The sequence below is a fragment of the Streptomyces sp. NPDC048644 genome, from assembly GCF_043199105.1.
Classification (GTDB): domain Bacteria; phylum Actinomycetota; class Actinomycetes; order Streptomycetales; family Streptomycetaceae; genus Streptomyces.
In genome coordinates, this window is the sequence record NZ_JBICVO010000018.1 from 24,986 (window position 1) to 48,817 (window position 23,832).

At 70.4% G+C, this 23,832-nt stretch carries 20 protein-coding genes and 1 pseudogene; 12 read left to right on the forward strand and 9 right to left on the reverse strand.

Annotated elements, in window-relative coordinates; genetic code table 11:
• Nucleotides 1–41: 41 nt before the first annotated feature.
• The 3 genes from ACGFNI_RS30410 to ACGFNI_RS30420 form a co-directional block, all read right to left on the reverse strand.
• Complete coding sequence (locus ACGFNI_RS30410) at nucleotides 42–986, reverse strand: phosphotransferase family protein (protein ID WP_393688081.1); 945 nt, start codon at nucleotides 984–986, stop codon at nucleotides 42–44.
• Nucleotides 987–1,093: 107 nt separating this feature from the next.
• Complete coding sequence (locus ACGFNI_RS30415; RefSeq protein WP_393688083.1) at nucleotides 1,094–2,539, reverse strand: DUF2993 domain-containing protein; 1,446 nt, start codon at nucleotides 2,537–2,539, stop codon at nucleotides 1,094–1,096.
• Between the two features lie 238 nt (nucleotides 2,540–2,777).
• Nucleotides 2,778–4,613, reverse strand: a complete 1,836-nt coding sequence (locus ACGFNI_RS30420) for a bifunctional metallophosphatase/5'-nucleotidase (protein WP_393688085.1) — start codon at nucleotides 4,611–4,613, stop codon at nucleotides 2,778–2,780.
• A gap of 347 nt (nucleotides 4,614–4,960) precedes the next feature.
• On the opposite strand from ACGFNI_RS30420, the gene mshD reads away from it, so the two are divergent.
• Together mshD and ACGFNI_RS30430 are read left to right on the forward strand one after the other, a co-directional pair.
• Nucleotides 4,961–5,899 carry a mycothiol synthase gene (mshD, locus tag ACGFNI_RS30425; RefSeq protein WP_393688087.1) on the forward strand — a complete coding sequence of 313 codons (939 nt, stop codon included), beginning with the start codon at nucleotides 4,961–4,963 and terminating at the stop codon, nucleotides 5,897–5,899.
• Between the two features lie 151 nt (nucleotides 5,900–6,050).
• Nucleotides 6,051–7,079, forward strand: coding sequence for a phosphotransferase family protein (locus ACGFNI_RS30430; protein ID WP_393688089.1), 1,029 nt, complete (start codon nucleotides 6,051–6,053; stop codon nucleotides 7,077–7,079).
• A gap of 6 nt (nucleotides 7,080–7,085) precedes the next feature.
• Here ACGFNI_RS30430 and ACGFNI_RS30435 read toward each other — a convergent pair whose 3' ends face one another.
• Both ACGFNI_RS30435 and ACGFNI_RS30440 read right to left on the reverse strand, forming a co-directional pair.
• The gene (locus ACGFNI_RS30435; protein ID WP_393688091.1) at nucleotides 7,086–7,310 is read right to left on the reverse strand and encodes a DUF397 domain-containing protein; all 225 of its coding nucleotides are present in this window, start codon (nucleotides 7,308–7,310) and stop codon (nucleotides 7,086–7,088) included.
• Entirely contained in the window at nucleotides 7,307–8,131 is an 825-nt protein-coding gene (locus ACGFNI_RS30440; protein ID WP_393688093.1) for a helix-turn-helix transcriptional regulator, read from the reverse strand. Before ACGFNI_RS30440 ends, ACGFNI_RS30435 begins: the two co-directional genes overlap by 4 nt.
• A gap of 173 nt (nucleotides 8,132–8,304) precedes the next feature.
• Here ACGFNI_RS30440 and ACGFNI_RS30445 point away from each other — a divergent pair, with 173 nt between their 5' ends.
• The 5 genes and pseudogenes from ACGFNI_RS30445 (at nucleotide 8,305) to ACGFNI_RS30465 (ending at nucleotide 13,203) form a co-directional block, all read left to right on the forward strand.
• Nucleotides 8,305–8,937: a hypothetical protein gene (locus tag ACGFNI_RS30445; protein ID WP_393688095.1), complete on the forward strand. Its 633-nt coding sequence runs from the start codon at nucleotides 8,305–8,307 to the stop codon at nucleotides 8,935–8,937.
• Nucleotides 8,938–9,085: 148 nt separating this feature from the next.
• Nucleotides 9,086–10,003, forward strand: coding sequence for a polyprenyl diphosphate synthase (gene uppS / locus ACGFNI_RS30450; RefSeq protein ID WP_393688097.1), 918 nt, complete (start codon nucleotides 9,086–9,088; stop codon nucleotides 10,001–10,003).
• Between the two features lie 128 nt (nucleotides 10,004–10,131).
• Nucleotides 10,132–11,031: a squalene/phytoene synthase family protein gene (locus ACGFNI_RS30455; protein WP_393688099.1), complete on the forward strand. Its 900-nt coding sequence runs from the start codon at nucleotides 10,132–10,134 to the stop codon at nucleotides 11,029–11,031.
• Nucleotides 11,032–11,240: 209 nt separating this feature from the next.
• Nucleotides 11,241–11,906: an ArsR/SmtB family transcription factor gene (locus ACGFNI_RS30460; protein WP_393688101.1), complete on the forward strand. Its 666-nt coding sequence runs from the start codon at nucleotides 11,241–11,243 to the stop codon at nucleotides 11,904–11,906.
• A pseudogene (locus tag ACGFNI_RS30465) lies at nucleotides 11,903–13,203 on the forward strand (MFS transporter). Before ACGFNI_RS30460 ends, ACGFNI_RS30465 begins: the two are co-directional and overlap by 4 nt.
• A gap of 48 nt (nucleotides 13,204–13,251) precedes the next feature.
• On the opposite strand, the gene ACGFNI_RS30470 reads toward ACGFNI_RS30465, so the two are convergent.
• Nucleotides 13,252–13,887 carry a GNAT family N-acetyltransferase gene (locus ACGFNI_RS30470; protein ID WP_393688103.1) on the reverse strand — a complete coding sequence of 212 codons (636 nt, stop codon included), beginning with the start codon at nucleotides 13,885–13,887 and terminating at the stop codon, nucleotides 13,252–13,254.
• Between the two features lie 97 nt (nucleotides 13,888–13,984).
• Between ACGFNI_RS30470 and ACGFNI_RS30475 the strand changes: the two genes are divergently transcribed.
• From ACGFNI_RS30475 to ACGFNI_RS30495, 5 genes are all read left to right on the forward strand, one after another.
• On the forward strand, nucleotides 13,985–15,199 hold the full coding sequence (locus tag ACGFNI_RS30475; protein WP_393688105.1) for an ABC transporter ATP-binding protein: 1,215 nt from the start codon (nucleotides 13,985–13,987) through the stop codon (nucleotides 15,197–15,199).
• Nucleotides 15,196–16,221 (forward strand): ABC transporter permease, encoded by a 1,026-nt coding sequence (locus tag ACGFNI_RS30480; RefSeq protein WP_393688107.1) that lies wholly within the window; start codon nucleotides 15,196–15,198, stop codon nucleotides 16,219–16,221. The genes ACGFNI_RS30475 and ACGFNI_RS30480 overlap by 4 nt, the downstream gene beginning before the upstream one ends.
• A gap of 304 nt (nucleotides 16,222–16,525) precedes the next feature.
• Nucleotides 16,526–18,820 (forward strand): RNA degradosome polyphosphate kinase, encoded by a 2,295-nt coding sequence (locus tag ACGFNI_RS30485; RefSeq protein ID WP_393688109.1) that lies wholly within the window; start codon nucleotides 16,526–16,528, stop codon nucleotides 18,818–18,820.
• Nucleotides 18,804–20,288 carry a CHAD domain-containing protein gene (locus ACGFNI_RS30490; RefSeq protein WP_393688111.1) on the forward strand — a complete coding sequence of 495 codons (1,485 nt, stop codon included), beginning with the start codon at nucleotides 18,804–18,806 and terminating at the stop codon, nucleotides 20,286–20,288. Before ACGFNI_RS30485 ends, ACGFNI_RS30490 begins: the two co-directional genes overlap by 17 nt.
• A gap of 148 nt (nucleotides 20,289–20,436) precedes the next feature.
• Nucleotides 20,437–20,895, forward strand: coding sequence for an NUDIX hydrolase (locus tag ACGFNI_RS30495; RefSeq protein ID WP_393688333.1), 459 nt, complete (start codon nucleotides 20,437–20,439; stop codon nucleotides 20,893–20,895).
• Between the two features lie 66 nt (nucleotides 20,896–20,961).
• On the opposite strand, the gene ACGFNI_RS30500 is transcribed toward ACGFNI_RS30495, so the two are convergent.
• The 3 genes from ACGFNI_RS30500 to ACGFNI_RS30510 form a co-directional block, all read right to left on the reverse strand.
• Nucleotides 20,962–21,438: an AbfB domain-containing protein gene (locus ACGFNI_RS30500; RefSeq protein ID WP_393688112.1), complete on the reverse strand. Its 477-nt coding sequence runs from the start codon at nucleotides 21,436–21,438 to the stop codon at nucleotides 20,962–20,964.
• 340 nt (nucleotides 21,439–21,778) lie between these two features.
• Nucleotides 21,779–22,897, reverse strand: coding sequence for a protein-L-isoaspartate(D-aspartate) O-methyltransferase (locus ACGFNI_RS30505; protein WP_393688335.1), 1,119 nt, complete (start codon nucleotides 22,895–22,897; stop codon nucleotides 21,779–21,781).
• A 59-nt stretch (nucleotides 22,898–22,956) separates the two neighbouring features.
• Nucleotides 22,957–23,079, reverse strand: a complete 123-nt coding sequence (locus ACGFNI_RS30510) for a hypothetical protein (RefSeq protein WP_393688114.1) — start codon at nucleotides 23,077–23,079, stop codon at nucleotides 22,957–22,959.
• Between the last annotated feature and the right edge of the window lie 753 nt (nucleotides 23,080–23,832).

Below are 23,832 nucleotides of genomic sequence, written 5' to 3' on the forward strand. Positions count from 1 at the left end.
GCTGCGGAGGCGGCGCTGCGCCCGGTGGCTGAAGGACCGGCTCACGCGTTTTCCGTGAGCCACTCCCGCACCTGCCGGGCGTACTGCGGCGCCCACTGCGGGGTCCAGCGCAGGAAGTAGACGTGCATGTTCAGCGCGTGCAGCACGTGCCCGATGCCGACGCGCAGCTCCCAGTCGTCCGGCAGCGGGCACGCGGCGGCGTAGGACGCGAGGAAGACGTCGCGGCCGGCCGGGAACGCGTCGAAGAGGTGCTCGTCGAGCTTGCCGAAGTCGCGGAACCGGTCCGCGTACGTGGCGTGTTCGAAGTCGAGGACACAGCTGATCCGGCCGTCGCGTACCAGGAGGTTCGGCAGCCACAGGTCGCCGTGGGTGAGGGCCGGGACGTTCGCCGCGTCCGCCAGCCGCGCCACGGCGGCGGCGAGCGCGGACCGGAGGGCATCGGCAGGCCCGATCAGCCCGGGATCGGCCTGCGGAAGCAGCGCTTCCACCTCGGCCTCGACCGACTCCTCAAGCGTCGCCGCCTTCCCGCCGCCCAGCACGTCCCCGAAGCGGGGCCCGACGATGGCGTGCAACCGCCCCGTGACCTCGCCGAGGTCCCGGATCAGGACCATCCGCTGATCCTCGTCGAGGGATTCCCACACCTCGCCCGCCGCGTCGCCCTCCTGGTACTCCTGGATGAGCACCGGCCCGCCCAGGGCCGCCTCGTGCGGCACCAGCCGCCGGTACCGCACCACCGGGACGCCGTGCTCGGCCGCCACCTGCGCACTGGAGACGAGCCGCCGCAGGTGCTCGGGATCCCGCTCCCGCTGCGGCACCTTGACCAGCAGCCGTCCCTCGTCGGTCGCGGCCACCCACTGCTTGCTGGTGTAGCCCTTGTCGAGCGAACGGACCGACGTGACGCGGACCCCCGGGCACTCCCTCTCCAGAACGTTCCTGATCGCGGTCGCGGTCGCGGTCGCTGTCGCGGTATCGGTGTCGGTAGCCATGGGGAGCACCGTAGTGGCGGGCGGGGAGGACGCTGGAGTGTTTTTTGCCTTCGGAGGTATGGAGGCAATCGCCGCCCCCCGCCGGCAGAAAGGGCGCCCGGCGCCCCTCAGCCCTTCTTCGCCCGCTCGTCCTCGCCCTGCTGCCGTTCCGCCTTCTTCGCTGCGTCGCCGAACGGCAGGTCGGAGCCGGTCAGTTCGGCGCGGATGCCGTCCTCCTGTACGGAGATGTGGCGGAGGCGGACGTCGCCCGGTGTCTTGGGCAGCCGGAACGAGAGGGACAGCTGGTCGGCGAGTTGCGGCTTGGTCAGGCCGGTCAGGGCGCCTAGCACCTTCGGGTCGATGCCGACCTTCTGGAGCAGCCAGGGGTGGTCGACGACCACGTCGACGAGGTTGACCTTCATGAGCTTCTCGACGAACCGCGGTGCGCCGGTCAGCTCGTGCAGCTTCTCCTCGCTGTGCAGGGCCTGGTCGATGTACTCCTGCGGGATGCCGATGCGGTCCGCGATGGCCGGGACGCTCAGCATCGCCTTCACCTTGGCGGCCTGCCGGCTCAGCTCGTCGGCGGCCTTGTGGGTCAGCCGCAGGCCCTCTTCCTTGCCGGTGCCCGGCCGGTAGACGGCGACGTCGCCGATGTCCAGGCGCATCTTGCTGATCTGGGTGGAGACACCGCGGTCGCCCGCCTGCTGAATGCGGGCCTGGGCGTGGACGCGCAATTCGTGCCCGGCGATCGGCAGTTGTCCGACGGCGCGGACCGCGTTCGGCCCCATTTCGCTGAATTTCACCTGCGATGCGCCCAGTTCGCGATTCATGTCCTCGAAAGCGAGCAGCACACTGCCATGCATGGAACCGATCGTGGCGCCCTTGATGGAACTGGGCAGATCGCCGTCCAGCTGTATATCGCGGGCGCTCGCCTCGAATTTCGCCAGCGAGACGCGGTCGGCGGCCACATCGGGAATGGTGACGTCGACCTGGTCGAGGTGTTTGTCGGCGACCTGGGTGAGGAACGGGAAGCCCTTGATTTCGACTTCCGGTGCCGCTGTGAGGTGCATCGCTTTCTTGATCTGCTGCTCGGCCTTGTTCTGCGCATAAAGGACGGCGAACCGGTCGGAAAGGGTGAGGAACGCCGCGCACACCAGCACGGCGACCAGCAGCTTCAGGGTGAGCGGCACGGCGGCGAAGCGGCTGATGCCGCGCTTCGTGCGGCGGTGGTTGGGCGCCACCCACTCCTCGTCGCGCTCGTCGTCGGAGCGCAGGCCGAGGCCGAGCGGGTCGTCGCTGTCGTCACGCTCGTTGAGGTATCTGCGGCGCTCGCCGAGGGGGCTCCCGGTGGGGGCGGGGGCCGGCTCGGGCTCCGGCTCGGGGTCGGCGAGTGCGGCGAGGTCCGCGTACGGGTTGACCGGTGCGAACTCGCGGGTGTCCCGGGTCGACTCGTCGTCGGGGCCCGGTGCGGCGGGCTCCGGGGCGTCGGACGAGGGCAGGGCTGCCGAGGGCGCCGCTGGTGTCGCGGACGCCCGGTGCGCCGAGGGTGAAGATATGCGTGTGGGGGTTCGCATCCGCACATCCCACCATGCGCAGGACCCTCGCACGCAAGTCCTACCGGCGGTAAGCGAGTTAAGCGAAGATTGTCGCGTCGACTTGGCCGAAATTTTCCGGACGTCGCGTACCCCGTACCCCGTACCGTATTTCCCATGCCGGATTTCCGGTTCCGCCTTTCCGGTTCCGCCTTTCCGCCTTCCGTCTTCCCCCTGCGCGCGGGGAAAGATGGAAGACGGAAAGGGGTTGCGCTTTTCCCTACTTCACCACCGTGATGCGGTCCGCCTTGGGCGGGTCCAGGGGCTTCTGGGCCGTCGAGTGCGCGGTCAGGTAGGCGGTGAAGGCGTCCAGGTCCGACGGGCCGACGTGAGGGTTCCTGCCGTCCTTGAACGCGGGGAATCCGTCGCCGCCGCCGGCCAGGAATTCGTTCATGGCGACGCGATAGGTCGCGGCCGGGTCGATGGCCTTGCCGTTCAGCTTCACCGAGTCCTTGACCACGCGGGCGGCACCCGACTTGGTCATGTCCAGCGTGTAGGTGAGCCCTTCGGACACCTGGAGGATCTTCGGCGAGCCCTCGTTCGGGCCGCTGACCTGCTGCTGGAGCCCGGCGATCAGTCGGGCGCCGGTGAGGTCGACGACGTGCATCATGTTGGTGAACGGCTGGACGGTGAACGCCTCCCCGTAGGTGACCACCCCGTCACCCTCACCACCGGACGCCGCGTACGCGAGGTCGGAGCGGATGCCGCCGGGGTTCATCAGCGCGAGCTGCGCCCCGCCCTTGCCGGTGTCCGCGGTGGCCGCCAGCTGGGCGTCGGCGACGACGTCGCCCAGGGGTGACTCGGGGGCGTTCGCGCCGCGGCCCGCGATGTCGGCGGAGATGTGGCCGACGGGCCGCCCGGCGACCGGCGCGGCCAGCTTGTTCCAGCGGGCGATCAGGGACGTCATGTCCGCGGCCTTGGGCCGGTTGCGGTCCACGACGTGGTTGGCCGCGCCCGGCACGTGCACGCGGGTGCGCACGATGTCGTGGGTCCTGCGGTCGTACGTCAGCGTGGTGTCGGTGTAGAGCCGGCCGAAGGAGGCGGCCGACGTAACCGTACGGGGAGTCCCGGAAGGGTCGGGGATGGTGCAGGCGTACGCCTGGTGGGTGTGTCCGGTGACCAGTGCGTCGACCTTCGGGGTGACCTTCTTGGCGATCTCGGTGATCGGCCCGGAGATGCCGTCGCCTGGCCCCGGGCTGTCGCAGTCGTAGTTGTACGAGGTGGAGGCGGGCATCCCGCCCTCGTGGATGAGCGCGACGACCGACTTCACGCCCTGGTGTTCGAGGACCTTGGCGTACTTGTCGATCGTGGCGACCTCGTCGTGGAACTTCAGTCCCTTGACTCCCTCGGCGTTCACGATGTTGGGGGTTCCCTTCAGGGTCACCCCGATGAAGCCGATCTTGACGCCCTTGTGCTTCCAGACGGTGTACGGCTTGAGCAGCGGCTTGCCCGTTTTGTCGTCGGTGACGTTGGCCGTCAGGTACGGGAAATCGGCGCCCTTGAAGGTCTTGCCGTCCTCGAAGCAGCCGTCCTTCGGGTGGCAGCCGCCCCGCTGCATCCGGGTCAACTCGGCCCGGCCCTCGTCGAATTCGTGGTTCCCGACGGAGGTGACGTCCAGGCCGAGCTTGTTCATCGCCTCGACGGTCGGCTCGTCGTGGAAGAGCCCGGAGAGCAGCGGGCTGGCCCCGATCATGTCGCCGGCCGCCGCGGTGACGGAGTACGGGTGCCCCTTACGGGCCGTGCGCAGCGCCTGCGCGAGGTGCTCGACGCCGCCCGCCGCGACCGTCTTCCTGCCGCCGTCCGGCTGCGCCTCCTCCACCGTCCCCGACGATCCCTGCGGCGGTTCGAGGTTGCCGTGGAAGTCGTTGAAGGAGAGCAGCTGGACATCGACGGTGCGGCCATGCGACCGGTCGGCGCGGTGGTCCGTGCGGTGGTCGGTGCGCGGGCCCGCGCCGGCCGGTACGGCCGCCGCGGTGACGCCGACGGCGGCGGCCAGCACCGCGCCCCCGGCCGTCAATCCGCGGATGCGGCGCCGCCGTTGAGATGTCGCTGGCATGTGGTCCCCTTCGTGGGCCGGTCGGGTGGCGGCGCCGTGCGTGCGGGCGAGGCGGCCGGCCCGTGCGCGTCGTACGTGTCCGTGGGATGCGTCGTACGAGTCCGTGGGACGGGCCGTACGTGTCCGTGGGACGGGCCGTACGTGTCCGTGGGACGCGTGGGACGAGTCCGGGCGGACGGCAGCCTACGGTCAACGCGCGTAGCGCAACAGGGGCCGGAAGATGACGGGCCGATGGCCGGGAGTCGATGCGGTCCGGGCGCCGGGCGGCCCGCCGGTTGCCTGCCGACGGCCGTGGCGCTGCCCGGTCGGCACCCGGTGTCCCGCCCCGGCGCCGTACGCTTCGAAGCATGACTGACGCTGCACAGGAGACGGGCCGCACCGGCCGCAGGATTCAGGTGGCCGCCGAGCTGGCGCCGGAGGAGGCCGCCACGGCCCTCGCACTGATCGAGCAGGCCGCACGGACGGACGGGCAGCCCGCCGTGTCCGAACAGGGGCGGCTGCAACTGCGCGGCGGGGCCAGGGAGGGCGTACGGCACGTGCTGGTGTACGTGCCGGCGGACGACGGCGAGGAACTGGTCGGCTACGGGCAGCTGGAGGACACCGACCCGGTGGAGGCCCCGGCCGCCGAGCTGGTCGTGCACCCGGCGCACCGCGGCCGTGGGCACGGCCGGGCGCTCGGCGGCGAGCTGATGGAGCAGTCCGGCAGGCGGCTGCGGGTGTGGGCGCACGGCGGCCACCCGTCCGCCCGGCACCTCGCCCAGACCCTCGGCCTGACGATGTTCCGCGAGCTGCGGCAGATGCGCCGCCCCCTGACCAACCTGGACCTGCCCGAACCCCGCCTCCCCGAGGGCGTGACCATCCGCCCCTTCCAGCCGGGCGCCGATGACGCGGCCTGGCTCGCGGTGAACGCCGAGGCGTTCGCCCACCACCCCGAGCAGGGCTCCCTCACCCAGCGCGACCTGGACGCCCGCAAGGCCGAGAGCTGGTTCGACCCGAAGGGCTTCTTCCTCGCCGAGCGGGACGGCCGGCTGGTCGGCTTCCACTGGACCAAGGTGCACGCCGACGAGGGCATCGGCGAGGTCTACGTACTCGGCGTACGGCCGGGCGCGCAGGGCGGCGGCCTCGGCAAGGCCCTGACCGCCATCGGTCTGCGCCACCTGGCCGCGCAGGGCCTGCCGACGGCCATGCTCTACGTCGACGCCGACAACACGGCCGCCGTCACGGTCTACGAACGCCTCGGCTTCCTCACCCACGAGACGGACCTGATGTACCGCTCGGAGACGTGAGCGACGGAGCGGCCGAGCACCGTGCCGGTCCGGCGGACGGCCCCGTGATCCGCGCTCTGCGCACTGCGCACTGCGATCCATGATCACGGGGCCGTTCGCTGTTCCCCTCCCACAGCCGCCGAGTTGGCCACTCCCATGGAAGGATGCGCCCATGCGGTCACAACCGCCCTTCGGGGACGAGCTACGGGCAGAGCTGGGCGCCCCCGGGCGCGCCCGGCGTCTGGACAGCAGTCCGCGCTCCCGTGTGTGGCGCGTGGAACTGGCCGGGACGCCGGCGGTGGTGAAGCAGTTCGTCGACGGTCCCGACGCCGATGAGCGGTACGCCCGCGAGGTGACCGCCCTGCGGCTCGCCGCCCGCGCCGACGTCCCCGTGGCACCCGCCCTCCTCGCCACCGACCCCGGCGAACGGCTGCTGGTCCTGGAGCACTTGGACGACCAACGCCCGCCCGCCGACTGGATCGTCGGCTACGCGGCGGCACTGGCCAGACTGCACGCCACCGCCCGCCCGGAGGACGCCGGAACACTTCCCCGCTGGCAGGGCCCGGACGCGGCGGACGTCGCCTCCTTCACCGGCCTGGCCGACGCACTTGAGGTCCCCGCCCCGCCCGGCCTGTCCGGCCAGCTCGACGACCTCGTGCACCGCCTCGGCCAGGCACCCGGACACGCCCTCCTCCACGGCGATCCCTGCCCCGGCAACGACCTGCACACCGCCCACGGCATCAGGTTCATCGACTTCGAACAGGCGTCACTGGGCAGTGGGTTGATGGAACTCGCCTACCTGCGCATCGGCTTCCCCACATGCTGGTGCGTCACCACCGCAGCCGACCCGCTGCTGGAACGGGCGGAGACCGCCTACCGCACGGCCTGGCACACCGCGACCGGCACCGAACTCCACGACGACCTCGCCGACGCGTGCGCCGGCTGGCTGCTCCGGGGCGACGCCCTGGTCCAGAAGGCCCACCGTGGAGCCACCGACCACCTGGCCCGCATCCCGCACCGCGACTGGAAGTGGGGCACCGCGACCGCCCGCCAACGGGTCGTCCACCGACTCGGCGTCGTCGGCCGCCTGACTGCCGACCGCCCCGACCTGAGCGCCTTGAGCAGGCTCAGCACGGACCTGCGCCACCGCATGCTCGCCCGCTGGCCCAGACTCCGACCGGTCCCGTCGCACCGCCCGTAGCCACGGTCAGCGGGCGCTGAACTCCCCGCCCTTGACGGCGGATACGAACGAAGTCCAGCCGCTGGCCGGGAAGGTGAGCGCGGGCCCGGCGGGGTTCTTGCTGTCCCGGACGGGGACGATGCCGTGGGCTTGGGTGAGGGCGGGGGAGAACTCGATGCAGGCCCCGCCATTGCCCTCGCTGTAGGAGGACTTGGCCCACTCGACGGTGACGAGATCCAAGTCGGGGATCATGCGTGGTACTCCTTCAGCAGAGTCTTGATCAGGGCCAGCGACAGGTCTGGGGACAACGCATGTGCTCTGAGCAGATCATAGTCATCCAGGGCAGCTTCGACCGTTTGTGCGGAGTCGTGCATCCTGCCTCCTACCCGGGTCTCCGTGTACAACACGGTGGGGGAATCCGGGAAGCGCAACACGATGAAGGGCATCGTGGAAGTGGCGGGGATGCCTGCGGCAAACGGCATGACCTGGATTCTGATGCGATGCGATGGGGCCATTTTCAGCAGGTAGTCGAGCTGCCCGGCCATGACCTCGGGTCCACCAACGACGGTTCGCAGGCATGCTTCGTGAAGGATGACCCACAGGAACGGCGGGGCATCCTGCTCAAGCGCCTCACGTCGCCGTAGGCGTGCCGCGACTTTGTCCTCGATGCCTTCTGGCGTCGCCTGGGGGTTGGATACGCGGAAGACGGCCCGTGCGTAGTCCTCTGTCTGCATGATGCCTGCTACGAGGTTCGTCTCGTAGGCCAGGATTCGCGACGCCTTGCGCTCCAAGTTGAGGTACGGAACGAACCACGAGGGATGGTCCCCCTCGTCGATCCTCCGCAACATGCCCGCGAAGAGCCCGTTGGTGCCGAACGCCCGGTCGCATCCTTCGGCGAACTTCTTGCTCGGCATCACCTTCCCGGACTCCACCATGCTGACGTACGCGTAGGAGTAACCCACAGCCGTACCTAACTGCTTCTGTGTGAGCTTGCGGCCCAGGCGGACCCTTTTGACGTCAAGTCCGAAGCGCTGGAGTGGATTCAAACGTTCCAGCGGTGTCATCTCGTCCAATGCTGCGACCTCTGGTTCTAGTGATCTCGGTCAGCATTACGGCAGGTCAGCGCTTTCAGCATTGCCGTTTAAGTGACGCCATTCCATTGCCCGTCGCGTTGCCATGGTGCCCAACTAAGCACATCCCGAGGCGACTTCACCCGGGAGTGCGACGTGAAGAGGAGGCCCACGGCATGCTGCATTCCGACCGGCAGGGCAAGGTGCCCGTCCCGTACATCACCGCCTGGAGCGAGGAGCGGGTCAGCGTCAGGTCGCTCACCGTTCGACGTGACGGGGCGGGGCTCGGCTACCGCGACGAGACGCCCGGCGACCGGGACGCGCACGGTGTGCTGTGGAGTCGGCTCGTCGAGGCGCCGGGGGAGGGGAAGCCCAACTTCCGTAAGGTGCACCCGGTTCGGCAGCGGCGGGCGTTGCTGGAAGGGCTGTGTCAGGTCTGCGGCGGGCCGGCCGGGCGGACGTCGCGGGGGTGGCTGTTCCTCCTGCCGCGGCCCGACGGTGACGAGTGGTCGCCGGGCTGGCCCGAGGGCAAGTACGGGACCAAGCCGCCGGTTTGCGTGCCGTGCGCCGCGCTCGCCGTCCGGCACTGCCCGCACCTGTCCGAGCCGGTCGCCGTCCGCGTGCGAAAGCCCCGCCCGCGCGGCGTCTTCGGCGGCTTCCACGCGCCGCGCGGCACGGCGCTGTCGGCCGCTTCGGATGACGGGTACCTGCCCTACGGCCATCCGCACGCGGCGTGGTTCCTGGCCTCCCAACTCGTCGTGGAGCTGCGGCGTTGCACGGTGGTCGACCTGGGGGCGGAGGCCGGGTGACGGCCTCCCGGCTTCGGACTCCCGCCCGCCGCAGCCCCTGAGCGACATCCCCCGGAAGAGGCGGGAGGGCAAGGAGTGCGGCGGACTTGCCCAGGGAATGCACCTCTTCGTATTCATGTGAATGCGGTAAGTGACCTCTGGAGCGTGGATGGCGTCGAAGACTCCCCCTCGGCACGTCGCCTGCATCATGGACGGCAACGGTCGCTGGGCCAAGCGTCGCGGGCTCGACCGTACGCACGGCCATCTGGCGGCCAGGCTCGCCATCAACTCGGCTGTGGACAGCGCCTTGAGCGAAGGCGTCGAGTGGCTGACGCTGTTCGCCTTCTCCACCGAGAACTGGTCACGTCCGGAGGAGGAAGTGCACTTCCTGGTGAACGTCCTCCCGCAGCAGATCATCAGTCGGCAGGCGTCGCGTCTGCACCGGCAGGGCGTACGGATCCGGATCCTGAGCCGGGCCGACTCCCGCATCCCCGCGCCGACGATGGCCGCGTTGCGGGACGCCGAGGAGCTGACGTGCGACAACAGCACCCTGCACCTGACGCTCGCGTTCGACTACGGCGGGCGCCAGGACATCGTCGACGCCTCGCGCGCCCTGGCCGCACAGCAAACCCCCGCCGACGAGATCACCGCCGAGACCTTCGCCCGTCACCTCTGCCGGCCCGAACTCCCGGACGTCGACCTTCTCATCCGCACCGGAGGCGAACACCGGCTGTCCAACTTCCTGCTGTGGCACTGCGCCTACGCCGAACTCATCTTTCTCGACGTCCTGTGGCCGGACTTCCGCTCCGGGCACTTCCGGCACACCCTGGACCTCTACCAGCAACGCCAGCGCCGCTTCGGCGGCCTGATCCCCGAACAGCCGGGACCGGCGGACGCCGATACCCCGCCGGGCACCCCACTCTCCGATCCCCCCGACCGCATCACCCCCACCACACCCGGCCTGTACGGCCTGCCCAGCCTGACGGATCTGCTCAGCCTGCCCGGTGAGTTGGCCGCCCACGTGGGCCTCAGCCTGCTGGACCGGCTCAAGACGGCCGGCGAACGGCGACCGGACCGATGGTCATGACGCCGCCCGTATGTCCGTCCGGATCTTCGTCCGGATCTCCGTACGGTGAACCGGCCCGCGCCGGCCGGGCGTTGCCCCTGCCGACGTTCCGTTCGCTGACCTCGCACGCCACGCCTTGGCGGCTCACGATGAGCGTCGCCGGCGTGCCGTCCGGCGCTCTGCGCGAGGACTACACCGCCGCCGCCCGCCTGACGGCACGCAGATATCCGGCCTTCTACTCCGTCATCCGCCTGCTGTTCCCCCCGGCATGGCAACCGCACTTCTACGCCCTGTCGGCCTTCGCCCTGTATGCCGACTGCCTGGTGGACGTGCCGGTGCGGCAGTGCGATCCGTCGCGGTTCCACGCCTGGGCCGGACAGGTCCGCCGGGGGCTGCTCACCGGGCAGACCGACCAGCCGTTCCTGCGCGCGTTCCTGCACACCGTCGACGTCCGGAGCGTCGTGCACCGCGACGTGGAGGACTACCTGGTGGGCCAGGCCGAACGGCTGTGGACCACCGGCTACGCCACGGAACAGGACCACGACGACACCATCGACCACATCAGCATGCCGGCGGCACGCATGCAGTGCGCCGTATGGCTGGCAGCCACCGAGCCCGTGCCCGAGTGCCAGGTACGGCTGGTCATGGATGCCGCCCAGCGGGTGGACGATCTGGCCGACCTGGCCGCTGACCTGCGGCGCGGCTTCCTCACCATTCCCGAGACCGACCTGCTGCGCTTCGGTGCCAGCCGCACCGACCTGGAGACCGGCCGTGACACCCGCGGCGTGCGGGCCCTGCTCACTCATATGCGGACCAAGGCCCGTACCGCCCTGACAGCGGCCCGCGCCGCCCTCGAAGACGCGGACGACGCGACACAGTTCGTCTACGGGCTCGTCCTGGCGGGCTGCGACCCGGTCATGAGCGGCGTGGAACGCCAAGGCGCCGCGCTCCCCCGCCACGGCATCATCCGCCAGGTCCGCCCCTCGCCCTGCGGCCTGCTCGGCGATGCCCGGCGCGTGCTGCTCAGCCGTTTGCGGGTGGCGTGGTGAGGGGCTGGCTGTTTCCTGCTGTATTCCCCAACGCGCCCTGGATGTCCACAAGTTGGTGGGTCTGACCGTACGATCCGGCGGAATCCTGTGCCGGGTGGGCGCTTTTTCGACGGCAATGAGTGGTTCCTCCCGAAGGTCAGGACCGATTGCAAACAGTTCTTCGCGAATAAGTCTTCGCAAAGAACTGTTTGCGGTTTACGGTGCGAGACATGAGTGAATCAAGTGAGGGCCCGTACAACCCGGACACCGAGGCGGACGCAGCAGCCCTGGATGCGAAGGGGCTGCGTGCCCTGGCGCACCCGGTGCGCGTGCAGTTGGTCGGGCTGCTGCGGAAGCACGGGCCGTCTACGGCCACCCGGCTCGCCGAGCGGCTGGGCGTCAATTCCGGTACGGCCAGCTACCACCTGCGTCAGCTGGGCGCGGCAGGTTTCGTCGAGGAGGATGCGGAGCGCGGGAACGCGCGGGAGCGCTGGTGGCGTTCGGTCCATCAGTCGACCTGGTTGAACGACCCGGACCTTGCGGAGCGGGAGCCCGAGGCCACGATGGCCTATTTGCAGTCGGTCGCCGCCACTTACACCTTGCGCACCCAGCGAGCGCTCAACGAGCTGCAGACGATGCCCCGTACCTGGCGCGACACGTTCGACATGAGCGACTGGCCCCTGCGGCTCACTCCCGCCGAGGCTGCGGCCCTGCAGGAGGAGCTGAGGGCGGTCATCACCCGCTACCGGCGCGATACGCCGCAGGGGGCGGCCGAGGCTCCCGAGGGTGCCGAGAGGGTTTCCGTCATTACGCACGTCCTGCCCGAGTTGGCGGCGCGCTCCGCGTCGGAGGGCGAGTCGGGTCCTGCCGAAGCGAATGGAGCGGAGACCTCGTGACGAAAGAAGCCGCGGGCGTCGGGGGGACAGCCGCCCGGCGGTCCTTACGGCCGCTGGGCGGGGTGCTCGCGGCGATAGCGGTGTCGTTGACCGGCACCCGGATCTCGGCGGTAGCACTGCCCTGGTTCGTGCTGGTCGCCACCGGCAGCGCCACCCAGACCGGGCTGGTGGCCTTTTGTGAGATGGCGCCCTATGTGGCGGTCAAGGCGTTAACCGGTCCGCTGGTGGACCGGGCCGGCCCCCGGGGCATCTCCTGGTCCACGGACTTGGCCAGCGCGACCGCCGTCGGCACCGTACCTCTGCTCCACGCCCTGGACCTGCTCTCCCTTCCCCTTCTGCTGCCCTTGGTCGCGCTGATCGGCGCGGCACGCGGTCCCGGTGACCTGGCCAAGGAAGTGATGGTGCCGGAGGCGGCCGAACGCAGCCGGGTACCGCTGGAGCGGGCCACCGGCCTGTCCGGTGTGACCGAGCGGCTCGCCGCCACCATTGGGCCAGCGGCTGGTGGTTCTCTGGTGGCGCTGCTCGGCCCTCTGACGGGCCTTGCTGTCACCGCGGGGTGCTTCGTGCTGGGATCGCTGATCATCGCGGTGACGCTGCCGCGGGGCATGGGCGGCCGGTCACAGAACAGGTATTGCCTCAGGGCGAGTTGGATACGGGGTACTGGCAGCGGTTCGGCGAAGGATTCGCCTTTCTGTGCAGCGAGCCGCTGCTGCTCACCGTCATCGTGACGATCGGGGTCACCAACCTGCTGGATGCGGCGTTCAGTACGGTTCTCGTGCCCGTGTGGGCGAAGGAATCCGGTAACGGGCCGGCGGTTATCGGGCTGAACAGCAGCGTGGGGGGAGCCGCGGCGATTGCCGGGAGCCTGGTGGCTGCGGCGGTCGCGCACAGAATGCGGCGACGGGTGGTGTTCTTCGCCGGGTTCCTGCTCGCCGGGGCGCCGAGATTCCTGGTCCTTGCCTTGCACGCGCCGATGTGGGCGGTGCTCGCCGTGTTCGCCGTCAGCGGGTTCGGCGGGGGCTTCCTCAACCCGATCCTGGGGGCCATATCCTTCGAGCGGGTTCCCCGCCAACTGCTGGGCCGGGTCAATGCGCTGGGCGATTCGCTGGCCTGGTCCGGCATTCCGCTCGGCGGGCTGATCGCCGGGGCGGCGGTGACCTCCGTCGGGCTCGGGCCGGTGCTGCTGGCCGGTGGCGCCGCGTACTTCCTCACGACGAACCTGGCCGGACTACGCCCGGAATGGCGCGAGATGGACCGCCTGCGCGGGCGAGGCGTACCGGAGGGGCGTCCGGTCTGAGTGCCCGCTGGGCGAGCCCGACCTGGGCCAGGTGAGCCGAGGAGGGGATCAGGGCGCCGATGGGGCGGGTGGCCGCCGGTCCTCCGGGGCCCGCAGCGCCCGCCACTCGTCGGCCAGCAGCGCGTAGATGACCTCGTCGGTCCATTCGCCGTCGAGGAATTCGTTCTCGCGCAGGTGGCCCTCGCGGCGCATGCCGAGGCGTTCCAGGGGGCGGGCCGATGCGGTGTTGCGGCCGTCCAATTCGGCCTGGATGCGGTGGAGTCGGAGGTCTTCGAAGCCGATTTTGAGGAGGGCTCGGGCGGCTTCGGTGGCGTAGCCGTGGCCGGAGTGGGCGGGGTGGAAGACGTAGCCGATGCCGCCCTGGCGGTGCGTGGTGCTGGTCAGGACGAAGGTGACGTCGCCTATCAGGTGGCCCGTTTCGCGGACCGCGACGGCGAGTTGGAGGACGTCGCCGCTGGTCCGCAGGGTGGTGCGGGCCGCCTGTGCGGTGACCGCCTCGTGGGCCGTCGTCTCGTCGATGGGGTTCGAGTAGAGGTAGCGGCAGACCTCGGGCAGGGACCGGTAGGCGTGGATCGCGGTGGTGTCGTCGAGCGTGACGGGCCGCAGGTCCAGGCGTTCGGTGCGCAGGGGGTGGGCGGGCGTGTAGGGGAGTGGTGGGAGCGCGGGCGCGGGAGAGGCGGGCATCGGGGCAGCGTATGCGGCGCAGGTTGACAGGCGCAGCCCACTTCCCCCACCCTTTCACTACTTAATTAGTGGAATGGCTGGGGAGGGGATGCGGCCGATGGGTGTTCCGACCGGTCGGGCCTCGGGGCGCACCGCGATCGAGGCGGTCGGCCTCGGCAAGCGGTACCGCCGCCGCTGGGCACTGCGTGACTGCACCTTCCGGCTGCCGGCCGGCCGCATCTGCGCGCTCGCCGGGCCCAACGGCGCGGGCAAGAGCACGCTGTTGTCGCTGTTCTCGGGCCTGGCCCGGCCCGCCGAAGGGGCCGTGCGGGTCTTCGGCGCCGACCCCGTCAAGCCCGCCGGGCGCACGGGCATCGGGTACCTCACCCAGGACAAGCCGCTCTATCCGCGGCTGACGGTCGACGAGACGCTGCGGATGGGCCGCGCGCTGAACCCCGTCGGCTGGTGCCAGGAGCGCGCCGAACAGGTCGTGCGCGAGGGGCGGGTGCCGCTGGACGCCCGCGTCGGCAGTCTGTCCGGAGGGCAGCGGACCCGCGTGGCGCTCGCCCTCACCCTGGCCAGGTGCCCCGAAATCCTCCTGCTCGACGAGCCGTTGGCGGACCTCGACCCGCTGGTGCGGCACCAGATCACGGCCCTGCTGATGGCCCAGGCCGCCGAGCACGGCACCACGATCGTGATGTCCTCGCACCTGCTCGCCGAGCTGGACGGGGTCTGCGACTACCTGTTGGTGCTGGGGGAGGGGCGGGTGCGACTCGCGGGTGAGGTGGATGACGTCATCGGTGCGCACAGTCTGTTGATGGGCGAGTTGAACGGTCCCGGGGCCGGGCTGCCGTCCCGGATCGCCGCGCATGCCGTCGTCGAGGCGCAGGTGAGTGGCCGTCAGTTCACGGCCATGGTGCGGCGGCAGGGGCCGGTGAACGGGCCGTGGGAGGCCGTCGAGCCCTCCCTGGAAGAGCTGCTGCTCGCGTATCTGCGGGCGCCAGGCGTGCCAGCGCTGATCGCGCCGAGCGCCGAGCCGATCCCGTGCAGGCCCCACGCGCCCGCCGAGGCCGGTCCTGGCGCCGGGCCGTGGGGAACGCGGTTGCGGCACAAGCCGGGCATCCCCGGGATGCCGCGCAACGGTCAGCGGCTCCGGGGGGACGGCGACAGTCAGCGGCAGCGCATCGGCACGAGAGGTGCGGGCAACGCGAGCGGTACGAGCGGCACAGGCAACACGAGCAATGCGAGCGACATGAGCGACACGAGTGGTCACCTCGACCACGGCGGCGGCAGTGACAACTGCGGGCGCAGGGGTAAGGGAGCAGCGGCATGAGTACGACGGCAGATCTTGGGGCGACCGGGAGCGGGCAGCTCGCGCAGGGGGCGGGCAGGGCGCGGACAGGCGGGCTGGTATGGCTCGTGTGGCGCCAACACCGCCTGGTTTTCGCGGTGTTGCTCACCGTGCTGGTGGCGGGCTGCGTCTATATGGCGGTGCTGCGCGGCCAGATGAGCGGCTTCATCGACGAGCACCACATCGCGGGCTGCTCGGCGATCTCCCTCGACCCGCACTGTGAAGGCACCCAGGAGGCGGTGGACGCCTTCCGCGCCTCCTACGGCTCACCGTTCCGGCTCGCCGAGATGGGGCTGCTGACGCTGCCCGTCCTGATCGGCATCTTCGTCGGAGCGCCGCTGATGGCCCGCGAGTTCGAGGCGGGCACCCACAAGCTCGTCCTGACGCAGTCGGTCGGCGCACTGCGCTGGCTGGCCGCGAAGATCGCGCTGCCGGCCGCCGCAGCGGTGGTCACCTCCGCGGCGCTCGCGGCGGTCTTCCTGTGGATGTGGCAGGTCGGCGGCGACGAGGTGACCGGCTCGTACTGGTACTCCACGACCGGCTACGCCGCGCTCGGACCGGTACCCGTCGCACAGTGCCTGCTCGGCCTGGCCGTCGGCACGCTGGCGGGGCTGCTGCTGCGGCGGACGGTGATGTCGATGGCCGTGACGCTCGGCGTGATGGTGGTCGTCAACACGGTGCTCCAGCTGGTCCGGCCGTACCTGATGGCGCCGGCCACCGCGGTCTTCAAGGGCGGGGAGTCGCAGCAACTCCCGGACAATTCCTGGCCGTTGGGCCAGGGGAGCCTCAACGCCGCCGGATCCCGGCTGTCCAGCGATGCCTGCAAAGCGGGCCCCGACTACGAATCCTGCCTGCACGACCGCGGCATCGTGGCGAGCTACGTCGACCAGCACCCGGTGTCGCACCACTGGCAGCTGGCCTGGACCGAGGCGGGCATCGTGCTGGTGCTGGCCGTGGCACTGACGTTGATCGCCTTCCGCGTCATGAAGCGCAGGCACGGCTGACGGGAGGGGCGCCACCGGGCGCCGGGGACGGCGGTGTCACCCGCCCGGCCCCGCGGGGACGAGAAGGCCGGGCCGGGGGTGTTTGCCCCCGGCCCGGCCTTCTGCCTGCCGATTCCCGCCCCGGCCGCCTGCCGGTAGCCCCCCGCTTGCCTCGTCGCCACGTTCGCGTTACCGATCATTCAAACTCGCTTGCGAGCATCGGCGGATGCAGCCCGCTGTGCCGAACGTCCCCCACCCGCGGCTCCGTGTAGCGCCGCCTCCGTCCGACGCGCCTGAAATCGCCCAGACGCGGAAGAATGAGGACATGAACCAGCAGCCGAGCGTTCAGGCCCAGACCAGGACCGAGGGGCAGGACCCGGCGCCCTCCACGGCGTCGTCGCAGGTCAACGGGGTTTCGGCACAGCCGTCCGTGGGGTCCATCGCGGCCCACCGCCCGAACGCGGTCGCCGCGACGGTACCGGAGCTGGAACCCGACCTCGACTCCGACGCCGACGCGTACGAAGAGACCGGGGTGCCCGGCGCGGACGGCGAGGAACTGCCCGTCGGGCGCTTCCTGGACCGCGAGCGCAGCTGGCTGGCGTTCAACGAGCGGGTGCTCGAGCTGGCCGAGGACCCGGCCACCCCGCTCCTGGAACGGGCGAATTTCCTGGCCATATTCGCCAGCAATCTGGACGAGTTCTTCATGGTCAGGGTCGCCGGACTCAAGCGCCGGATAGCCACCGGTGTCGCCACCCGGTCCGCGTCCGGCCTCCAGCCGCGCGAGGTCCTTGACCTGATCTGGACCCGCTCGCGCGAGCTCATGGCCCGGCACGCCGCCTGCTACCAGCAGGACGTCGCCCCCGAGCTGGCCGACCAGGGGATCCACCTCATCCGCTGGCCCGAGCTGACCGAGAAGGAGCAGGCCCGCCTGTTCACCCTCTTCCGCCAGCAGATCTTCCCGGTCCTCACGCCGCTGGCCGTGGACCCGGCGCACCCCTTCCCGTACATCTCCGGCCTGTCGCTGAACCTCGCCGTCGTCGTCCGCAACCCGGTCAGCGGCCACGACCACTTCGCGCGGGTCAAGGTGCCGCCGCTGCTCTCCCGCTTCCTGGAGGCGTCCCCGCAGCGCTACGTCCCCATCGAGGACGTCATCGCCGCCCACCTGGAGGAGCTGTTCCCGGGGATGGAGGTGCGGGCGCACCACATGTTCCGGGTCACCCGCAACGAAGACCTGGAGGTGGAGGAGGACGACGCGGAGAACCTCCTCCAGGCGCTCGAAAAGGAGCTGATGCGGCGGCGCTTCGGGCCGCCGGTGCGGCTGGAGGTCGAGGAGTCCATGGACCCGTCCGTCCTCGACCTGCTCGTGCAGGAACTGAAGGTCTCCGAGGCCGAGGTCTACCCGCTGCCAGGTCCCCTCGACCTGACCGGCCTGTTCGGCATCGGCGCGCTGGAGCGGCCCGAGCTGAAATACCCCAAGTTCGTGGCCGGGACGCACCGTGACCTCGCCGAGGTGGAGTCGGCTTCCGCCCCCGACATCTTCGCCGCGGTGCGGGCCCGTGACGTCCTCCTGCACCACCCCTACGACTCCTTCTCCACCTCCGTGCAGGCGTTCCTGGAGCAGGCCGCCGCCGACCCCGACGTCCTCGCGATCAAGCAGACGCTCTACCGCACCTCGGGTGACTCGCCGATCGTCGACGCCCTGATAGACGCCGCGGAATCCGGCAAGCAGGTCCTCGTCCTCGTCGAGATCAAGGCGCGCTTCGACGAGCAGGCGAACATCAAGTGGGCCCGCAAGCTGGAGGAGGCCGGCTGTCACGTCGTCTACGGACTGGTGGGCCTCAAGACACACTCCAAGCTGTCGCTGGTCGTCCGCCAGGAAGGCGAGATCCTGCGCCGCTACGCCCACGTCGGCACCGGCAACTACCACCCCAAGACCGCCAGGCTCTACGAAGACCTCGGGCTGCTGACCGCCGACCCGCAGGTCGGAGCCGACCTCTCCGACCTCTTCAACCGGCTCAGCGGCTACTCGCGGCGGGGCACCTACCGCCGGCTGCTCGTCGCGCCCAGGTCGCTGCGGGAGGGGCTGCTGCAGCGCATCGCCAAGGAGACCGCCCACCACCGGTCAGGCCGCCCCGCCTACGTCCGCATCAAGGTCAACTCCATGGTCGACGAGGCCGTCATCGACGCGCTCTACCGCGCCTCGCAGGCGGGTGTGCCGGTCGACGTCTGGGTGCGCGGCATCTGCGCCCTGCGACCGGGGGTCGTCGGCCTCAGCGAGAACATCCGGGTCCGCAGCATCCTCGGCCGCTTCCTGGAGCACTCCCGGGTCTTCGCCTTCGGCAACGGCGGCGAGCCCGAGGTGTGGCTGGGCAGCGCCGACATGATGCACCGGAATCTGGACCGGCGGATCGAGGCGCTGGTGCGGGTGAGCGACCCGGCGCACCGCGTCGCACTCAACCGGCTGCTGGAGACCGGGATGTCGGACTCCACTTCCTCCTGGCACCTGGGCCCGGACGGCAACTGGACCCGGCACGCGGTGGACGCGGAGGGCGCGCCGCTGCGCAACGTACAGGAAATGCTCATTGACGCGCGGAGGCGCCGGCGTGGCCCAGCGACATGACCTGCCGGCCGGGGGGCCGACAGGTCTCATCGGCAACGGCATCGGTAACGGATACGAGCCCGGCTCCGGCAACGGATACGGACCCGGCGGGGCGCCCGGCGCCCGCGCCGCGGTGGTGGACGGGCCGGGGGGCCCGCAGGACACGGGGGGATGGCAGGAACCAGTGGGACCGTTCGGCTCAGGGGGGCCACAGGGGGCCGGGGGACGGTACGGCGCCGGGGGGACGCGCGAGCACGGTGGGGCGTTCGCCCCGGGGGACGCGCTGCCCGCGAACGCCACGGCCGGCGACGTACTCGCCGCCTACCTGCACCGCCAGTCCGCGGAGTTCCTGCGCAGCCTCCGCCTGCACCGCGAGAGCGGCTCCGACGCGGAGGGCGCGGAGGCAGCCGCCAGGCAACTGCGCGCCGCCGCCCGCCGGATCAGCGCCACCCTCTACACCTTCCGCCCGCTGACCGAGGAGACCTGGGCCGACCAACTGCGCGCCGAACTCGGCTGGTTGTCCGGCACCCTGGCCCGCGAACACGCCTGCGCCAGGCGCCGCGACCGCCTGATGGCCGCCCTGCAACGTCTCACCGGCCGCCCCGAACGCGGCACCCGCACGACCGCCGCCACGGAACGCACCGGGCGGGGGCGGGGGACGGAGCGGGGCGAGCGTGCGGGCGGTGGCGACCGTACGGGGAGCGCGGGGCGCGGCGGGCGCACCGGTGGGGCCATCGCGCCGGGCGTCCCCGCACCCGCCGGCCCGTCCGCATCCACCAACTCCTCCGCCTCCACCGGCCCTCCTGCCTCCACCGGCCCGTTCGCCTCCGGTCCCGCCGTCACGGCGCAGGCCGCAGATCCGGACGCCGAGAGCGTGCTGTCCGCTGGTGCCGCGCGGGCCGCCGCGCTGCTCGACCGGCAGCTCACCCTCGCCCGCACCCGCGCGCACTCCGCGGCGCTCCAGGCACTCGGCTCCGCCCGCTTCCACGCCCTCGCCGACGCCGTGGCGGTCCTGGCATCCGAGGCGCCGCTCGACCGGGCGGCGGCGGCAGGCCCGGCCGCCGAGACCCTCCACCCGCTCGCCGACCACGCGCACCACCAGCTGACCGAGGCCGTCGCCGCCCTGCCGCTCGCCCGCGCCGGCCACCCGTACCCCGCCGACGCGCTCGGCGCCGAGCACCGCCACGACACCCCCTGGCACCAGGTGAGGGCGCTGGTACGGCTCAGCCGCTACGCCCAGGAAGTCGTGGCGCCCGACCGGACCGACCTCCGCCTCGCCGAGGCCGGCCGCGCCCTGGAACACCACCGCGACGCCGCCGAGGCCGCCACGGCAGCGGCCTCCGCCGCCCGCACCCCCCGCATCGCGCCCGCCACCGCCTACGCCCTGGGCGTGCTCCACGCCGACCAGCGGCACGACGTGGCAGCGGCCCGCTTCACCTTCGGCCGCCTGTGGCTGCCGGCCCCCGCCCCGGAGAGCCGGTGGAGCTGACGCGACCGTCCCGCAGCCCGCACCGACCGGCCCAGCAGAGGAGCGACACGTGACGCACGACGGGAGGCATGACGTGACGGGCGGTGCGCGGCACGGCGTAACGGACGGCGCGCGGCACGACGTGACGGGCGGCGCGCGGCACGACGCGGTGGCGCCGCAGAGCCCGCCGGTGGCGCCGGTATCGCCCCCACGGCCGATACGCGCCGCGGGCTGCGTACTCTGGCGCCGCGTCCCGGACGGCGACGGCCCGCAGATCGCCCTCGTACACCGTCCCAAGTACGGCGACTGGTCCCTCCCGAAAGGCAAGCTGAAGCGGGGCGAGGGCTTCAGGGAAGCAGCGGTACGCGAAACCCTGGAAGAAACCGGCATGACCTGCGAGCTGGGGCCGGAACTACCTACCGTCCGGTACCTGGTCGACGGTCGTCCCAAAGAAGTCCGTTATTGGGCAGCCGAGGCCACTGGCGGCAACTTCATCCCCAACCGCGAGGTGGACCGGGTGATATGGCTACCACCGGCCGCGGCCCGCAACTGCCTTACCCAGGAACGGGACCGGGAGCTGGTGGATGCGTTGCTGGATGTGCTGGGTGGGGCGGGGGATGTGCGGTGACGCGGCGACCCCCTCAGCGGGTGGTCGCGGCTGTCGCCGCGCACCCGCGATACCTCACCGGCATGGCTAAAAATCGGCCGGGTGGAGTGGCTGGGCAATCCTGAAACATGCGGACTGCAGCTCGGGAGGGGTTACCACCGGCTCGGCAAAGAGTTCGAAGTTCCTGTGCCGGATGAATCGATCTGGGAACTTCACGGAACGGAACGAGGCTTGATTCGGGTCGATTTCCGCCTGTTCGAGGACGTAAGTGGATTCCTCGATGACTTCGGCTTTGACCTGAGGGTCCGTGATTCCGGTGAAGAATTTGCTGTGTATGCGGAAGTTGTCGAACGTCGCGATGCGCAGACAGAAGCCCACCGGCGCAACTGCTCGTACCAGCATTCCTCTTTCGCCGAAATTCAGGCTGGGGCCGGTCCACTGGAACGTGGCGTTACGGCGATCCTCTTCGTTTTCGATCTTGGCGATGTCAGCAAGGCCGGTGTGATCGATGATGAAGAATTCGGGAAAGTTGTTCGAAAAGAGTGAAAGCTTGAGTACAGCCACGGTATCCCTCGTTCCGTGATGCGTCCACTTGAGTGTCTGAGTAATGCACTACTCGAATCGGCATCAACCATCCACTTGTGTTGGGACGGACATGAGAGCCGAGAAGGCTGTCATTCTCCTGCGTCCATGCGGGTGAGAGCGCTATCTCCATCATGCGCTGCCAAGGGCGTGAACGCCAACGCTTCACAACGGTTATCAGCTCAACCACACGCGTCCCTGGTGCCAGTGGCCGGGACTCAGACTCTGGTTCAAGTACGGGCGCGAGCCTTGCGCCCTGCGAGTTGGATCGACGTGTGAATCAGGCAGCCTCGGTACGGGAAGTCGTAGCGGGCGGGTTCGGTTAGAGCGCCCAGGAGTTGGCCGGGTCGTCCAGCCAGACGCGTTCGCCGTCGGGGGTGACGGTGAGGCCGAACCGGGTTTGGTCGGGGTGTCCTTGGCGGACCCACCAGTGGTAGGTGTGTGCGGCGTCGTCCCAGAGGCGGCGGGGGCCGTGCTGCCAGACCCGCGCGGTGTCGCCGTCGCGGAACATGGCGCAGGCCCAGGAGCGGTCGGTGAGGCTGTAGAACCAGACCGGGCGTGCGCCGTCCTCCTTGGCCGCCACGACGTGGAAGCACTGGGGGACGCGGAGGCCGATGGCGAAGCGCTGGGGGCCGAATTGGTGGCCGACGAACTGTTCCTCCGTGATCGTTGTGGAGGTTTCGTCGCCGTCGGCCACGCTGCCGGTGACGTAGTCGGAGTGTGCACCGACCTGTAGGCGCTGGGCGCGGAGCTTCATGAACTCCACGGGCCCGGTGAACCTTCCGGATGCGCTGTTGCCGTCGGGTGCCACGACCAGCCGGGCCACGGCGTCGACGTGGCTGTAGTTCGTCCCCCACGGCGCGACGATGAGGCCGCCGGGCCGGCACTGCTCCACCCACGTGAAGGGGATGGCGCGCAGGCCGCACGTTGCCATGATCCGGTCGTACGGCGCCCCTGCCGGGTGACCCTGCAATCCGTCGCCGTGGACGACCTGGACGGCGTCGCCGAACCGTCCTGCTGTGGTGCGTGCCGCTGCGGCCAGGGCTTCGTCCACCTCCATGGCGGTGACGTTGCCGGGCCCGGCGCGGTGGGCCATGAGGAGTGAGTTCCACAGGGTGGCGGCGCCGATTTCCAGCACCTTGTGTCCGGGGTGGAGGTCCAGGTCCTGGAGCATGCGGAAGACGACGGACGGCATGGACGCGGAGCTGGTGGGGACATGGCCCGGTTCGGTGCCGGGGTTCGCACCGTCGTCCCACTGGGTGACGATCGGGACGTCCGCGTCCGCGTACTGCTGCCACGTGTCGGGGTCCTCGGCCTTGGACACGGGGACGCTGGTGCCGGCCGCCATGTCGAACGGCCAGATGAGGTCGGGCAGGACGGCGGATCGGGGCACGGCGGCGTAGGCGGGGGCCCAGTCGGATGAGAGGGCGCCGGAGACCATGAGAGCGCGCCCCAGCTCGTTGAGGCCGGGGCGGTCCTGGTTCGCGTGGGCGGTCACTGTCAGGCGGCCTTGGGCGGGTTGGGGGTGCCGGGGCCGCCGTCGGGGGTCGGGGGCTGGTGAGGGCCGGGGTAAGGCTCGCCGGGGAGCTTGTCGCCGCCGTCGTTGTGGACATTCACGGTCATCTCTTCTCCCTTCCGGAGTTTGTGGGGTGGGTGGTTGGCCGGGGTCTTGCCCGTACCAGCGGCCTTCCTTTCCTCCCTTCTCGTGCTGTAGCTGTCCGGGCGAGTACAACCGGCACCGACACGTCCGATTCTCGGGCCGGAGTCTCGGAAAGCGCTACGGCCCTTGTCCAGGGTAGTTGTGCGGGCCGGGATGGCGCAGCCAGTGGGTACAGACCTGTCCGTCGTTCACGGCGTCGCAGTCGGGCAGGATCAGCAACTGGCCTATCGGATACCGCCACTTGATCCACAAGGTGTGCGGGTCGAGGTGGCGCAGAGCCGCGTAATGCGACCTGGGATGGCGGGGCCATAGGGCGCAGCGAGAGGGGCCTGCGTATTCGTCAGCGCCAGGACCTCCCATGATGGCGCGTGCGGCAGCTTCCTGCTCCGGAGCGAGAGGAGGCTCCTCACCGCAGACAGCCTTCATTCGGCCTGTCGCGATGAGGAGGTCAACGAAACGTGAGGCGTAGGAAGGGTCGGAAACGGCGCGGGTCAGGTCCTCCGGGGTGATGAAGGGTTCGCGTGGGTGCAACAGCTCGGGGAGTCTCTGAGGGGGTGGGATATGCATCAACTCGTCATCCTGTAAAGGGCATTGCTGGTGACCCGCCGGTTGAACTACCGGCGAGGAATCGCTCGCGTGTCGGTCACCAGATGTCACGTTCCGCGATCCGTTGTGTGCGGGGCCGTTTGACTCGTAGTGCACCTGTGTTTTCAACC